Below are 14,209 nucleotides of genomic sequence, written 5' to 3'. Positions count from 1 at the left end.
GCCGGGTGGTTCGTCTACGGGGAGGGACGAACGTCGTTCTGGCTCAGTCGTGCTCGCGGAGGAACGCCTCGACGACGTCGAGGAAGGCGTCGGGCTCCTCGACGTGCGGCATGTGGCTCGACTCGGGGAACACGTGGGAGCGCACGTCGGGGATGCGGTCGAGGAAGGGCTGCCACACCGCGGGCATGGCCTCGTCGTGCGCCCCGGCGACGACGAGGGTGGGCACCCGGATGCCGTCGAGCCGGTCGACGACCGACCAGTCCTTGAGCGACCCGACGACGTGGAACTCCGAGGGGCCGTTCATGGTGTGGTAGACCGTCGGGTCCTGCTCGATCTGGGCGAACGAGTCGGTGACCTCGGGCGGGTTGGGCACGACGCGGCAGACGTGCCGGTCGTAGAACACCTTCTCGGCCTCCGCGTACTCGGGCGAGTCGGTGGTGCCCGCCTCCTCGTGACGCAGCAGCGTGGCCTGGACGTCGTCGGGCAGCCGGTCACGCAGGGTGTTGGCGGCCTCGAGCCAGAGCTGCATCGAGGCGGGCGAGTCGCAGATGCTGAGGCTGCGGATGCCGCTGTCGTCGGCGAGCACGACCTCGGGGCCGAGCATCCCGCCCCACGACTGGCCGAGCAGGTGGAAGCGCCGCTCGATGCCGAGCTCGCGCACGACGGTGCGCAGCTCGTCGACGAAGAGAGCCGGGGTCCAGAAGTCGGCCGGCGCGTCGGGCAGGTGGGTGCTGCCGCCGCAGCCGAGCTGGTCGTAGTGCACGACCGTGCGCCCGCGACCGGCGAGGTTGGCCATCATCAGCGTGTAGTTGTGGGCGGCCCCCGGGCCGCCGTGCAGCACGACGAGGGGGGCCTGCTCGGCATCCGGGTCGAGCTCACCCGTGACGCGGTACCAGGTGCGATGGCCGCGGAACTCGACCTCGCCCTCGGTCGTGGGCTCCGGGAACCGGTCGTCGTGCGTCGTCGCCATGCGTCCTCCTCGTGGGTCGGGGAAGAGTGGACCACGCAAATGGTCTGCTGACAAGACCTTTAGATGGGTGGCTCGCGATACGACACGCCTAGACTCGGCGTGTGGACGCGCACGGGGGGACGGCCGACGGGGACGGCTCCGTCCTGCTGGCGGCCGAGCCCCGCACGAAGGCAACGTCGCTCACCGACCGGCTCGTCACCGCCATCGCCGTCGGCGAGTACTCCCCCGGCGAGCGGCTGCCGCCCGAGCGCGAGCTCGCCGCCTCCCTCGGAGTGAGCCGGCAGACGGTTCGCCAGGCCCTCCAGCAGGTCACCGAGCTCGGGCTCATCGAGACCCGGCGCGGTCGCGCCGGCGGGGCCTTCGTCGCCGAGATGTCGTGGGAGGACGTCGCCCCCGACCTCGCCCGCCGTACCCTCGAGACCGAGATCCCCCGGTTGCAGGAGCTGTACGACTACCGCTGCATGGTCGAGGGCATGATCGCCCGCGCCGCGGCCCAGCGCCGGACCTCTGCCGACGTCGAGGCGCTCGAGGCGGCGCTGGGCGACTTCCGCGCCGCGGAGTCGATGACCGAGGCGCGCAGCGCCGACCGCCGGCTGCACGGCCTCGTCACCGCGGCCGCCGGCAACCCGCACCTCACGTCACTGAGCGCCCACCTCACCGCGGCGGCCACGCTCGGGTTCGGTGCCGAGCCGTACACCCGCGACTTCTACGACGAGGCCCTCGCCCAGCACACCGAGCTCGTCGGACACGTCGTGCGCGGCGACGCCGAGGCCGCCAACGCCTGCGCCCAGCAGCACTTCACGCTCACCCTCGAGACGATGCGCGCTGCCCTCCGCCGGGCCCAGGACGCCTGACGCAGAAGGGCCCCTGACCGGCGTCTCCGCTGGTCAGGGGCCCTTCTCAACACTGGGTGGCAGGTGAAGGATTCGAACCTTCGTAGCTCTCGCGACGGATTTACAGTCCGTTTCCATTGGCCGCTCGGACAACCTGCCCCGTGCGCATGGAAGGATAGCAAGGAAGCCCACCCGAGCCGAATCGGGTTGTCCCGACGCCCCGGAAGGAGCCCCACGATGGCCGACTCGTCGTTCGACGTCGTCAGCAAGTTCGACAAGCAGGAGATCGCCAACGCGGTCAACAGCGCCAGCAAGGAGATCGCGACGCGCTACGACTTCAAGAACGTCGGCGCCTCCGTCGAGCTCGCCGGCGAGGTGATCAAGATGCGCGCCAGCACCGAGGAGCGCTGCAAGGCGGTGCTCGACGTCGTGCAGACCCACCTCGTCAAGCGCAAGGTCAGCCTCAAGCACCTCGACGTGCCCGAGGCCGGGCCGCGCATCTCCGGCAAGGAGTACCACCTCGACGCCCCCCTCAAGGAGGGCATCAGCCAGGAGAACGCGAAGAAGATCAACAAGCTCATCCGCGACGAGGGCCCCAAGGGCGTCAAGAGCCAGATCCAGGGCGACGAGCTGCGGGTGCAGAGCAAGTCCCGCGACGACCTGCAGGCGGTCCAGAAGATGCTGCAGGGTGCCGACCTCGACGTCGCGCTGACGTTCACGAACTACCGCTGAGTCGCCGGCCCCCGCGCGGGGTCACCACGACGTGAGGATGCCGTCCCGCCCACCCGGGCTGGACGGCATCCTCACGCTGTGGCCGGATCTGCCGCCCCTCGCCTCCACAGGCCCACTGCGCCGAACGAACCGTTCAAGGTCGACCTCGTCGCCGGGGTCCGAACGCGTCGGTGCACCGGCGCGTTCGGCATCCTCCAGCGCTCTCGACCTCGAACGGTTCGTTCGAGTCAGCCGGGGCGGGTGGAGGTCGACCGCGGGGCCGGGCTCAGTGCTCGGGGGCGGGGCGGCGCGACCCGGGGACGGGGCGCTTCTCGCCGCGCAGCTCGTCGTCGAGGGTGTCGCCGAGCTCGTCGCGCTCGTCCTCGGCGGCCGAGAACACCGACGCGCCGGGCTTGTTGCCCTTCTTCACCTCGTTGAAGAGCAGGTTGAGCACGACGGCCACGATGGCGGTGGCGCTGATGCCCGAGTGCAGGATGGTCGCGACCTGCTCGGGGAACTGGTTCCAGAACGTCGGCGCCGCGATGGGGATGATGCCGACCGCGATCGCCACCGAGACGATGACCATGTTGAGGTTGTCCTGGTAGTCGACCCGCGACAGGGTGCGGATGCCCGATGCCGCGACCGAGCCGAAGAGCACGATGCCGGCCCCGCCGAGGACGGGGTACGGGATCGCGGCGACGACGGCGCCGACAACCGGGAAGAGTCCGAGCACGACGAGCACCCCACCGCCGGCGGCGACGGCGTAGCGGCTCTTGATGCCGGTGAGGGCCACGAGGCCGACGTTCTGGGCGAAGGCGCTGCACGGGAACGAGCCGAGCAGCGGCGCGACGGCGGTGCTGGCCATGTCGGCGCGCAGGCCGTCGCCGACCCGCTTGGCGTCGACCTCGGTGCCGACGATCTCGCCGATGGCGAGGATGTCGGCGGTCGTCTCGGTCATGATGACGAGGATGACGATCGTCATCGAGATGATGGCGCCGACCTGGAACGTCGGGGCGCCGAAGTGCAGCACCGGAGGCAGCGAAAAGATCTTCGCGTCGCCGACGCGCGAGAAGTCGGCTCGCCCCGTGGCCAAGGCGATGAGCGTGCCGGCGATGAGCCCGAGCAGGATCGACAGGCGCGAGATCGGCCCTTGGAAGAGCCGGCTGATGACGAGGATGATGAGCAGCGTCAGCCCGGCGAAGGCGATGTTGCCCGTCGAGCCGAGGGTCTTGCTGCCGGCACCGCCCATCGCCCACGTGAACGCGACGGGCATGAGCGACAGGCCGATGACGGTGATGATCGAGCCGGTGACGACGGCCGGGAAGAGCCGGACGAGCTGGGCGAAGAAGCCGCTGATGACGAAGCCGATGACGCCCGCGACGATGATCGCGCCCAACACCGGCTGCACCCCGCCGTCGTTGGCGATGGCCGTCATCGTCGAGACGCTCGCGAACGAGATGCCCTGCACGATCGGCAGGCGGCTGCCGACCGGCCCGATGCCGAGCGTCTGCAGCAGCGTCGCGAGGCCGCTGAGGAAGATGCCCGCCGTGACGAGCAGGGCGACGTCGGTGGCGGGCAGCCCCGCCGCCGTGCCGACGATGAGCGGCGGGGCGATGACGCCGCCGTACATCGTGAGGATGTGCTGGGTCCCGTAGACGAGCAGCTGCCCGAACGGGTACCGCTGGTCCTCGGGGCGGCCGGTCGTGACCCGTCCGGCCTGCGCTGCGCGTGCCATCTGCTCTCCCTGTCGCACGGGGCGGCTCGTCGTCGAGGCGCCTTTCGCATGGTGGAATAGTTTTTCCGCTGTGTCAGAGTGTCAGGGCTGGGGGCCATGGTCAAGGGTCAGCGGTGACCGGTCTTGGATGCCGGTCGGTGGCCGCGCGCCCCCGTCTGTCAGCGCCCGGTCGGCCCTGACCCTCGCGTCGCCCCAGTGTGTCGGCGGCGTGCGTCAGGGGCGTTTCGCCGGCGTGACGGCCGCGTGCCGCCGCCCCTCGGCGTCAGGGACGGGTCAGGGACGGGTCAGGGACGCAGGTCGGCGAAGATCTCGAGCGCGAGCGGCCACCAGAACAGGTGGCCGCAGAGCGCCTGGAGCTCGGCCGGTGTCGCCCACCGGGTGGCCCGGATGCCGTCGTCACCCTCGGTGATCGGGGGGCGATGCCGGGGCAGCATCGTGCGGTACACCTGCAGCAGCGGGCGGTCGGGGGTGATGACCTCGTCACGGTCGACCGGCGTGAACCGCTCGTAGCCGCAGGCGTGCACGTCGGTCGGGTCCAGCCGCAGCCCCGTCTCCTCGAAGGCCTCGCGGACCGCGTTCTCGACGGGGCTCTCCCCCGGCTCACGCCAGCCGCCGGGGCAGCCCCACTCGTCGCGGCGGATGCTGTGCACGACCGCGAAGTCGCCGGCGGCGTCGCGCACGAACACCATCGCGGCGAACACCTGCGGGTCCGGGGCGGGCCGCGTCGAGGCGATGAGGTCGACGTCGCTCGTGCCGTTCGGGAAGCGGACGGCCCGCACCCGGGCCACCCCCCGCTCACCCTTGCGCTTGCGCAGCCGCAGGCCCGACGCGTTGAGCCGCCGGGCGAGGTCGACGCCGGTCGTGGGGACGGCGCCCGCGTCGACGCACGCCTGCCAACGTTCCTGCGGCACGTCGTAGTGGTCGCCGTCGAAGGAGCGAGGGTGCAGTCCTTGCGAGCGGGCCACCGCGTGCAGCTCGTCGAGCGAGACGTCGCTGACGAGGTGGGCGAAGAGCCGACCGTGCGCGGGCCACAGGGGCTCGTCGATCCACACGGTCATGGCGGCAGCGTAGGCCAGCCCTGTGGATGACGGACGACGCCCTCTCGCGGAAGTCCCTAGTTTCTGAGGGGTCAGCAACGCCCACCGGCCCCCGCGGCCGACAGAGAGGAAGTGACCCGGATGTCTCGCTCCGTCGTCGACACCGAACGCATCGCCGCCGCGGCCGGCGACATCAACCGCCTGGCCGACACCATCACCTCGAGCGCCGCCGAGCTGCGCGGCCGGCTCGCCGGCATGGCGGGTGACTGGCAGGGCCCCGCCAAGGTCGAGTTCGAGCGCGTCATGCACGACTACCAGCGCACCCAGGCGCAGATGACGGAGGCGCTCGCCGACGTCGGCCGCCTCACGATGAAGGCCTCCAGCGCCTACGCCGAGCACGAGAACGCGACCCGGGCCCTCTTCGCCCACTGAGCCGCCCACTGAGCGCCGCATTGTGCCGACCACCGGGCCGACGCCAGCGCCGTTGGGCCGCCGCCCACCGGATGCCGGTGGGCCGGCACCCGCCCGCCCCCCGGCATCCGACGGGTGACCGTCACACGAAGCGCCATCCCCACGTCCGCGGCCGGTGTCACGCCCCCCGACCGGCCGCGGCGCACAGAGCCGGAGGGCGGCCCCGCGTGGGGCCGCCCTCCGGTGTGGCGACGATGGGGGGTGGGCGGTGCTACTTCATCGTCCCGGCCGAGACCGAGCCCTGCAGCTGTCGCTGGAAGACGAGGTAGACGACGAACACCGGCACGACCGTGATGACGACGGCCGCGAAGAGCGCGCCGAAGTCGACGGCGTAGTTCGCCTGCGACGCGAAGCTGGCCATGCCCTGGCTGAGCACGTAGTTGTCGCGGTTGGTGTTGAGCGCGACGGGGAGGAGGAACTGGTTCCACAGACCGAGGAAGTTGAAGATGGCGACCGAGGCCATGCCCGGCTTGGCCATCGGCAGCATGATCTGGAAGAACTTGCGCCACTCCCCCGCCCCGTCGACCTCGGCCGCCTCGGCGATCTCGTCGGGCAGGTCGCGGAAGAAGGGGTAGAGGAAGAACACCGTGAACGGCAGCGCGAAGGCGACGTAGGTGAGGATGAGGCCGGGCAGGGTGTTGAGCAGCCCGACGCCCTTGAGGACGAAGAACAACGGCACGATGGCGAGGAAGACCGGGAAGGTCAGGCCGGCCAGCATGAGGTAGTAGATCGCCCGCGCCCCGAAGAAGTCGTAGCGAGCGAGCACGTAGGCGCACATCGCCCCGAGCACCATGACGATGACGAGGGCCGAGCCCACGACGACGACGGTGTTGACGAAGAACTCGCCCACCCCCGACGTCGTCCACGCGTTGACGTAGTTGTCGAAGCTCCAGCTCGTCGGCAAACTGAACGGGCTGGCGAAGATCTCCTTCGTCGTCTTGAACGAGGTCATCACGGTCCACAGCAGCGGCACGATGATGATGACCGACCAGAAGATCAGCACCGTGTGCGCCGAGAACGAGAACGCCCGGTCGCCGGCCGTCGAGGTGCGTGCCTCGGCCCGGTGCGGTGTCGTCGCCTGCTGCTGCCGGCGGCTCGTCGTGGTGGTCACCGGCTCTCCCCCCGCTGGCCGCCGCCGGTGAGGCGGTTGACGATGAACACGAGGGCGGCGAAGACGAGCGTCATCGCCGCGAGGGTGACGCCCATGGCGCTCGCGACCCCGAACTGGCCCTTGCTGAACGCGGTGGTGAACAGGTCCTGCGACATGACGAGCGTCGAGTTCTCCGGCCCTCCACCGGGGTTCATCGCCTGCATGTAGACGAAGGCGTCGAGGGCGAGGATGCCGAGGTAGATGTACGCCGTCTGCACGTTCTCGCGGATGAGCGGCAGGGTCACCGAGAAGGCGGTGCGCAGCCGGCCCGCCCCGTCGATGCGGGCGGCGTCGTACAGCTCGGACGGGATGCCCTTGATGGCGGCGACGAAGAGCACCATGTAGAAGCCGACGAAGCTCCAGACGATGACGAACATGACCGCCGGCATCGCCGTACGGGTGTCGCCGAGCCACGGGAACGAGTCAAACCCGCTGAGCCCGACGCCGGTGAGCAGACCGTTGAGCAGGCCGCGCGACGGGTCGTACATCTGCGCCCACAGCAGGCCGGTGATGATCGCCGGAACCGTGTAGGGGAAGAACGAGACGACCCGGTAGAAGCTCGACCCGCGCAGGCCCGAGACGGCCCCGTGCTTCGAGCCGCCCACCGTCACCATCGTCGCCAGCGCGAGCGCCAGGACGATGGTGACGAGCGGGACGACGATCGCGAGCGCGACGTTGTTGCGCAGCGCCGTCATGAACGTCTCGTCACCGAGCAGCCGCTGGTAGTTCGCGACGCCGATGAAGTCCATCTTGGCCGTGAAGCCCGACCAGTTCGTCAGCGAGTAGTAGAACGCCTGCACGAAGGGCCAGATGACGAAGACGACGAAGATGGCGAGCGGCAGCCCGAGGAAGACGAGCATGAAGCTCGCCCGCTCGAACGTCAGCTTGCGACGTGCCCGCTTGCGGGGTGGCTGCGTCTGGCCGTCGGGCGCGACCAGAGCGGGTGCCGTCATGAGACCTTGACCTTCTTCACCGAGTCGTCGTTGCGGACGGCGTCCGTGATCTTCTGCAGGCCGGAGGTGAGGCCTGCGACGTCGAGGTCACCGGCGAGGAAACTGTTCCAGACGACGAGCTGGTCCTTGTTCGTGCCGTAGAGGTCGACGAAGTTCCACGTGAAGATGTTGTCGCCCGCGGCCGACAGCATGCTCGTCTGCGACACGAGGGCCGTCGAGCCGAAGCCGTCCTCGGGGACGATGTCCTTGACGATGGTCGGGGCGAGGCGGGTCTTGCTGAAGTTGGTCGCCGCCTCCTTCGACAGCATGACGCGCAGCAGCTCCTTGCCGCCGGCCGTGTTGGCCGCCTTCGACGGGATGACGAACGGCTCGCCCGCCGTGCTGTGCAGCGCCTCGTAGGGCAGCGCCGAGCTCGAGTCGACCGTCGGCTCGGGGGCGCCGGTCATCTTGAAGCCGTCCTTGGTCTGCTTGATCATCTCGTTCTCGATCCACGAGCCCGAGGGGTAGAGCAGGCAGGCCTCGTCGTTGCTCCACTGCGCCTGGGCGGCGGTGAACTGCGTGCCCGCGCCACCCGGCTTCATGTAGCCGGCCTTGACGATCTCGCCCATCGCCGTGAACACCGACTGGACGGCCGGCTTGCTCCAGCAGCCCTCCTCGAGGTTCTCGAGGGCGAGTCGCACCTCGTCGCCGCCCTGCTTGATCGCCGAGGCGATGGCCATCGTCTGGTAGTACGTCGCCGCCTCCTTGCCCCACGCGAAGAGGTACTTGCCCTTGCTCTTGGCGTCGGCCCCGAGCTTGAGCGCCTCGTCCCACGTCTTCGGCGGGGTCCAGTTGTTCTGCTCGAAGAGCGAGGCCGAGTACCAGACGGCGTAGACGGTGAGGACGTAGTTGAGGGCGACGAACTTGTCACCGAAGGTGCCGGGCGCGGCGACCCCACCGAAGAGGGTGTCCTTGATCGGGGTGCCCTCGAGGTTCGGGGCCTCGAGCACGCCGCTCATGTCCTCGAGCTGGTCGATGATGGTGCTGAAGCCGATGGCGCCGGCACCGGAGTTGTCGATGAGGTCGGGCGGGTTGCCGCCGACGAAGCGCGGCTGCAGCTCCTGGGCGATCTGGGTCGAGGGGCTGATCTTCGCCTTGACACCCGGGTGGTTCTTCTCGAGGATCGCGGCCGCGAACGACACGTAGTCGATGCCGTAGCCGCCGTTGAAGATGACGGCGTCGATGCTCGCGGTGTCGGCGAGGCCGAAGGGGTTGTCCTTCGACACTGCGCCGGTCGGGCCCGCGTTGTTCGCCGGCGCGTCGCCACCGCTGCTGCTGCCGGCGCACGAGGCGAGCGTGCCCGCGAGGGGCAGGGCCAGCGCCGCGCCGAGAGCTCCCCGCATGAAGCTGCGGCGGCCGATGTCCTTCTTCTCGATGGTCATTGGTGTGTCCCTTTCCCTGGTGGTGGTGTGGTTCAGGCGTGCCGGCGCAGCCGGTCGCCGTAGCGGCTCTCGAGTCGGTGGTTGTGCTCGTCGCCGCCGGGGATGTTGGCCGACAGGTAGACGGGCGGGGTCGCGCCCGACGCGGCGAGGCGCTCGGCGGCGAGGATGGTGATGAGCTGGGCGATGAAGGCGGCCGTCATCGACGACACCGCACCGACCGGGATGTCACCGGCGATGTCCCCCTCGAGCGAGAGGGTGGCGTCGCCGTAGGGGGCGAGGTTGTCGATGACGACGTCGGCGATCTCGCTGAGGCGCTTGCCGCTCGGGTGCTTCGGCGTGACGCGGGCCGTGTGATCGAGGCTCGTCACGGCGATGACGGGGTGGCCGTGCTCCTTCGCCGCGAGGGCGTAGCCGACGACCGAGCCGTTGACGCCGGAGTTGCTCGCGATGAGGAAGACGTCGGCCGGCCCGGCGTCGGTGAGCGCCCAGAGCGCATCGACGACGGCAGGGTCGCGCTCGAGCGACGACCCGTCGTGCAGCACGCTCGCCGGCTGGCCGCCGACGACGACGAGGTCGCTGAGGGCCACCCGCGCGGTCGGGATGAGCCCGCCGGCACGGCCCGCGATCTCCATCGCGAACGCCTGCGAGTGACCGGTGCCGAAGGCCTGCAGCACCCCGCCGTCGACGACCGACTCGACGACGAGCTCGACGGCGGCGTCGAGCCCACCCTGCTCGGCGAGCGCGGCGATGCGCTCGAGGCGGGTCGTCGTCTGCTCGGTCATCTGGCGGATCAGCTCGGCCATGCGTGGTGGTCCTTGTCCTCGAGGGTGGTCGTGGGTGGTGGCGGGTGCTGGTGGGAGGTGGTGCGGTGGCGGCCGCCTCGTGGGATGCGCGTCCGCGGTGGTGTCCGCATCCGGGTGGATGCCGGTGGGCCGGCTCGCGTGGGCACCGCACCGGCCGCGTCAGGCGGGCCGTCGGGCCGGCTCCTTGGCGGCGCGGGACCCGCCCGACCCACGGCCCGGTCGACCCGGGGGACGGCGGTGCGGGCCGACGGCCATCGCCGAGGCGGCGAGCTTGGTCGTCGTGCGCGGGAAGTTCTGCTGCGCGACGAGCACGTAGAGCAGGTCGAGCACGAACAGCTGGGAGTGCTTGGCCGACAGCTCGTCGGGCTGCAGGTACTCGTCGGGGGTCGCGGTCAGCAGGTGCTCGTCGGCGAGGCGGGCCAGCGGCGAGTCGCCCCGGTTGCTCAGCGCCACCGTGAACGCGCCGCTCGAGCGGGCCTGCGCGAGCATCTGCTCGGTCTCGAGGGTGCGACCGGTGTTCGAGATGCCGATGGCCACGCAGCCGCCGCCGTGGATGGCCGCGCTCGTCAGCCCGTCGTGCACCTCCGACCAGGCGTGGACGTTGATGCCGATGCGGTAGAGCCGGGCGGCCAGCTCGGTCGCCATGACGGCGCTGCCGCCGATGCCGTAGATGTCGAGGTGCTCGCACGTGGCGATGCGGGCGGCGATGCGGGTGACCTGCTCGAGGTCGGCCGAGGTGGCCGTCTCGCGCAGCGACCGCAGGTGGGTGTCGAGCAGCGCCTCGAGCACGCGCTCGGCCGGGTCGTCGGGGTCGAACGAGCGGCCGAGGTCGGTGTGCCACGACGAGGTGACGTCGCCACGCCCCATGTCGGCCGCCACGCCGACCCGCAGCGGCACGTAGCCGGCGTAGCCGATGACGCGGCAGAACCGGGTCACGGTCGCGGCCGAGGTCCCCGCCTGCTGGGCGAGCTCGGTGATGGACAGGTCGAGCGGCGCCGTCGGGTGGTCGAGCAGCAGCCCGGCTATCTTCTCCATGGCCGGGCTCATCTGCATCCGGTTGGCCCGGATGCGTTGCGCGACAGCGACACCGGCGTCGCGGGGCGCGCCGTTCGTGTGTGGCTGGTCGAGGCTCATGAAAATCCGTCTCACTTCGTCGTGCGGACGGGTGAAAATCTCTATCATCAGGAGCGTGACGTCAAGCAGTGTCCGGTCTCGGAGCGGTAACGATGGATCCTGACCCCTCGGGCGAGCCCTCACCCGAGGGCCGCCACCACCTCGGCGTCGACGCCGGCGGCACCTCCACGCGTGCCGTCGTGCTGGCCCCCGACGGACGGTGCCTGGGCCACGGTCGCGCAGGCAGCGGCAACCCCATCTCGTCCGGACCGGCGCACGCCGGCGACTCACTGCACCGGGCGGTCTCCGCCGCGCTCGTCGCGGCCGGGCTGTCGGGGGCTACCGTCGTCAGCACCTCGGTCGCCATGGCCGGCGGCAGCAGCGTCACCGACGACAGCGAGGCCGGCGCGGCCATCCACGGGGCGGTCGCCCGCGCTGGTGTCACCACGCCGGTGACGATGGAGCAGGACCTGCTCGCGCTCTACTTCTCGGGCAGCCCCGACCCCGACGGGCACTCCCTCGTCGCCGGCACCGGCGCCGCCGCCGTCCGCGTCGAGGGCGGTGAGGTCGTGGCCACGTGCGACGGCCTCGGGTGGCTGCTCGGTGACGACGGGTCGGGGTTCTGGATCGGTCAGCAGGTCGCCCGGGCCGTCGGCGCCGCCCTCGACGGCCGCTCTCCCGACACGGCTCTCACGGCCCTGCTGCTCACCGCCCTCGAGGTGACCGACGGCCCGAGCGACCACCACGCCTCGGCCGCCGCGGCCGCCGTGCCCGGCGGGCACCAGCACGAGGGCCCGCTGCGCGAGCTGGTGAAGCGCCTCTACGCACTGCCCCCGGTGCACCTCGCGCGCTTCGCCCCCCTCGCCTTCGAGGCGGCCGACACCGGCGACGCCGTCGCGGCCGACATCGTCGAGCGCGCCGGCCGCGCGCTGGCGACCACCCTCGGTGCCGTGCTGCGACCGGAGGCCGGGCCGCACCCCGTCGTGCTCGGCGGCAGCGTCCTCGTCGCACAACCGGCCCCGCGCACCGCCGTGCGTGCCTCCCTGGTCGCGGCCGGGCACACGGGTGAGGTCATCGTCGTCCCGGACGGGCTCGTCGGCGCCGCGGTCCTGTCGCTGCGCCGCGCCGGCCTGGCCGTCGACCGGTCGGTGTTCGAGACCGTCACGACCACCCTCGCCGCCCTGCGCTGAGAGCCGGCTGGCCGGCATCCGGACACGCCGAAGGGCGGCCCCCCACGGGAGCCGCCCTTCGGATCGTGCTGGTACTGCTGCGAGCTCAGGTACAGCGGGTGGCGGGGCTCAGAAGCCCATGCCGCCCATGCCGCCCATGTCGTCGCCACCGGGCATGGCCGGGGCCGACTTCTCCGGCTTGTCGGCGATGACGGCCTCGGTCGTGAGGAACAGGGCCGCGATGCTGGCCGCGTTCTGCAGGGCCGAGCGGGTGACCTTGACCGGGTCGATGATGCCGGCGTCGAGCAGGTTGCAGTACTCACCGGACGCGGCGTTGAGACCGTGACCGGCCTCGAGACCGCGCACCTTCTCGGCCACGACGCCACCCTCGAGACCGGCGTTGATCGCGATCTGCTTGAGCGGGGCCTCGGACGCGACGCGCACGATGTTGGCACCGGTGGCCTCGTCACCCTCGAGCGAGAGCTTCTCGAAGGCGACCTTGGCGGCCTGGATGAGGGCGACGCCACCACCGGCGACGATGCCCTCCTCGACGGCGGCCTTGGCGTTGCGCACGGCGTCCTCGATGCGGTGCTTGCGCTCCTTGAGCTCGACCTCGGTGGCCGCGCCCGCCTTGATGACGGCGACGCCACCGGCGAGCTTGGCGAGGCGCTCCTGCAGCTTCTCGCGGTCGTAGTCGCTGTCCGACTTCTCGATCTCCGCCTTGATCTGGGCGATGCGGCCCTCGATGGCGGAGCGGTCGTCCTGGTCCTCGACGATGGTCGTCTCGTCCTTGGTGACGACGACCTTGCGGGCCCGGCCGAGCAGGTCGAGGGTGGCGTTCTCGAGCTTGAGACCGACCTCCTCGCTGATGACCTGGCCGCCCGTGAGGATGGCGATGTCACCGAGCATGGCCTTGCGGCGGTCGCCGAAGCCGGGGGCCTTGACGGCGACCGACTTGAACGTGCCCTTGATCTTGTTCACGACGAGCGTCGCGAGGGCCTCACCCTCGATGTCCTCGGCGATGATGAGCAGCGGCTTGCCCGACTGCATGACCTTCTCGAGCAGCGGGACGAGGTCCTTGATGCTGCCGATCTTGCTGTTGGCCACGAGCACGTAGGCGTCGTCGAGGACGGCCTCCATACGCTCGGTGTCGGTGACGAAGTAGGCCGAGATGTAGCCCTTGTCGAACCGCATGCCCTCGGTCATCTCCAGCTCGAGGCCCATGGTGTTGGAGTCCTCGACGGTGATGACACCTTCCTTGCCGACCTTGTCCATCGCCTCGGCGATGAGACCGCCGATCTCCTCGTCGGCCGCCGAGATGCTGGCGGTCGAGGCGATCTGCTCCTTGGTCTCGATCTCCTTGGCCTGCGACAGCAGGGCCTCGGTGACGGCCTCGACGGCCTTCTCGATGCCGCGCTTCAGCGCCATCGGGTTGGCGCCGGCGGCCACGTTGCGCAGGCCCTCACGGACCATCGCCTGGGCCAGCACGGTCGCCGTCGTCGTGCCGTCGCCGGCGACGTCGTCGGTCTTCTTGGCGACCTCCTTGACGAGCTCGGCGCCGATCTTCTCGTACGGGTCGTCGAGCTCGATCTCCTTGGCGATGGAGACGCCGTCGTTGGTGATCGTGGGGGCGCCCCACTTCTTCTCGAGCACGACGTTGCGGCCCTTCGGGCCGAGCGTCACGCGCACGGCGTCGGCGAGCACGTTCATGCCCCGCTCGAGCCCGCGGCGCGCCTCTTCGTCAAACGCAATCATCTTGGCCATTCGGGTGGTTCCTCCCACACGAAACGTTGGTGGTGGGACGCATGTCGCCCGCGACGGACGGACCCGATCCCCCCAGTTC

13 protein-coding genes and 1 tRNA gene are annotated in these 14,209 nt (G+C 70.6%); 4 read left to right on the top strand and 10 right to left on the bottom strand.

The window, feature by feature from the left end:
• Window positions 1-43 precede the first annotated feature (43 nt).
• Window positions 44-970, bottom strand: coding sequence for a proline iminopeptidase-family hydrolase (locus tag DFJ68_RS01500; protein WP_121030445.1), 927 nt, complete (start codon window positions 968-970; stop codon window positions 44-46).
• Window positions 971-1,071: 101 nt separating this feature from the next.
• Here DFJ68_RS01500 and DFJ68_RS01495 point away from each other — a divergent pair, with 101 nt between their 5' ends.
• Window positions 1,072-1,824: a FadR/GntR family transcriptional regulator gene (locus DFJ68_RS01495; protein ID WP_121030443.1), complete on the top strand. Its 753-nt coding sequence runs from the start codon at window positions 1,072-1,074 to the stop codon at window positions 1,822-1,824.
• 57 nt (window positions 1,825-1,881) lie between these two features.
• Here DFJ68_RS01495 and DFJ68_RS01490 read toward each other — a convergent pair.
• Window positions 1,882-1,962 (bottom strand) — tRNA-Tyr (locus DFJ68_RS01490).
• A gap of 78 nt (window positions 1,963-2,040) precedes the next feature.
• On the opposite strand from DFJ68_RS01490, the gene DFJ68_RS01485 reads away from it, so the two are divergent.
• Window positions 2,041-2,535 (top strand): YajQ family cyclic di-GMP-binding protein, encoded by a 495-nt coding sequence (locus DFJ68_RS01485; protein ID WP_121030441.1) that lies wholly within the window; start codon window positions 2,041-2,043, stop codon window positions 2,533-2,535.
• A 265-nt stretch (window positions 2,536-2,800) separates the two neighbouring features.
• Here the strand turns inward: DFJ68_RS01485 and DFJ68_RS01480 are convergent, their stop codons facing one another.
• On the bottom strand, window positions 2,801-4,249 hold the full coding sequence (locus DFJ68_RS01480; protein ID WP_121030439.1) for a nucleobase:cation symporter-2 family protein: 1,449 nt from the start codon (window positions 4,247-4,249) through the stop codon (window positions 2,801-2,803).
• A gap of 284 nt (window positions 4,250-4,533) precedes the next feature.
• Window positions 4,534-5,307 carry a DUF4031 domain-containing protein gene (locus tag DFJ68_RS01475; protein ID WP_121030437.1) on the bottom strand — a complete coding sequence of 258 codons (774 nt, stop codon included), beginning with the start codon at window positions 5,305-5,307 and terminating at the stop codon, window positions 4,534-4,536.
• Between the two features lie 120 nt (window positions 5,308-5,427).
• Here DFJ68_RS01475 and DFJ68_RS01470 point away from each other — a divergent pair, with 120 nt between their 5' ends.
• Window positions 5,428-5,718, top strand: coding sequence for a WXG100 family type VII secretion target (locus DFJ68_RS01470; RefSeq protein ID WP_121030435.1), 291 nt, complete (start codon window positions 5,428-5,430; stop codon window positions 5,716-5,718).
• 250 nt (window positions 5,719-5,968) lie between these two features.
• Here the strand turns inward: DFJ68_RS01470 and DFJ68_RS01465 are convergent, their stop codons facing one another.
• The 5 genes from DFJ68_RS01465 to DFJ68_RS01445 all read right to left on the bottom strand — a co-directional run bounded on the left by DFJ68_RS01465 (window position 5,969) and on the right by DFJ68_RS01445 (window position 11,218).
• Complete coding sequence (locus tag DFJ68_RS01465; protein ID WP_245963746.1) at window positions 5,969-6,760, bottom strand: carbohydrate ABC transporter permease; 792 nt, start codon at window positions 6,758-6,760, stop codon at window positions 5,969-5,971.
• Window positions 6,761-6,864: 104 nt separating this feature from the next.
• Entirely contained in the window at window positions 6,865-7,860 is a 996-nt protein-coding gene (locus DFJ68_RS01460; RefSeq protein WP_121030431.1) for a carbohydrate ABC transporter permease, read from the bottom strand.
• Entirely contained in the window at window positions 7,857-9,281 is a 1,425-nt protein-coding gene (gene ngcE / locus DFJ68_RS01455; protein ID WP_121030429.1) for an N-acetylglucosamine/diacetylchitobiose ABC transporter substrate-binding protein, read from the bottom strand. Before ngcE ends, DFJ68_RS01460 begins: the two co-directional genes overlap by 4 nt.
• Before the next feature lie 32 nt (window positions 9,282-9,313).
• Window positions 9,314-10,084, bottom strand: coding sequence for a sugar isomerase domain-containing protein (locus DFJ68_RS01450; RefSeq protein ID WP_245963381.1), 771 nt, complete (start codon window positions 10,082-10,084; stop codon window positions 9,314-9,316).
• A 159-nt stretch (window positions 10,085-10,243) separates the two neighbouring features.
• Complete coding sequence (locus DFJ68_RS01445) at window positions 10,244-11,218, bottom strand: MurR/RpiR family transcriptional regulator (RefSeq protein WP_245963380.1); 975 nt, start codon at window positions 11,216-11,218, stop codon at window positions 10,244-10,246.
• Between the two features lie 92 nt (window positions 11,219-11,310).
• Here DFJ68_RS01445 and DFJ68_RS01440 point away from each other — a divergent pair, with 92 nt between their 5' ends.
• The gene (locus tag DFJ68_RS01440) at window positions 11,311-12,387 is read left to right on the top strand and encodes an N-acetylglucosamine kinase (RefSeq protein ID WP_121030426.1); all 1,077 of its coding nucleotides are present in this window, start codon (window positions 11,311-11,313) and stop codon (window positions 12,385-12,387) included.
• Between the two features lie 108 nt (window positions 12,388-12,495).
• Here DFJ68_RS01440 and groL read toward each other — a convergent pair whose 3' ends face one another.
• On the bottom strand, window positions 12,496-14,130 hold the full coding sequence (gene groL / locus DFJ68_RS01435) for a chaperonin GroEL (RefSeq protein ID WP_121030424.1): 1,635 nt from the start codon (window positions 14,128-14,130) through the stop codon (window positions 12,496-12,498).
• Window positions 14,131-14,209 lie beyond the last annotated feature (79 nt).

The organism is Terracoccus luteus (assembly GCF_003635045.1).
Taxonomy (GTDB): Bacteria; Actinomycetota; Actinomycetes; order Actinomycetales; family Dermatophilaceae; genus Terracoccus; species Terracoccus luteus.
This window is presented reverse-complemented; position numbering and strand designations above follow the sequence as displayed.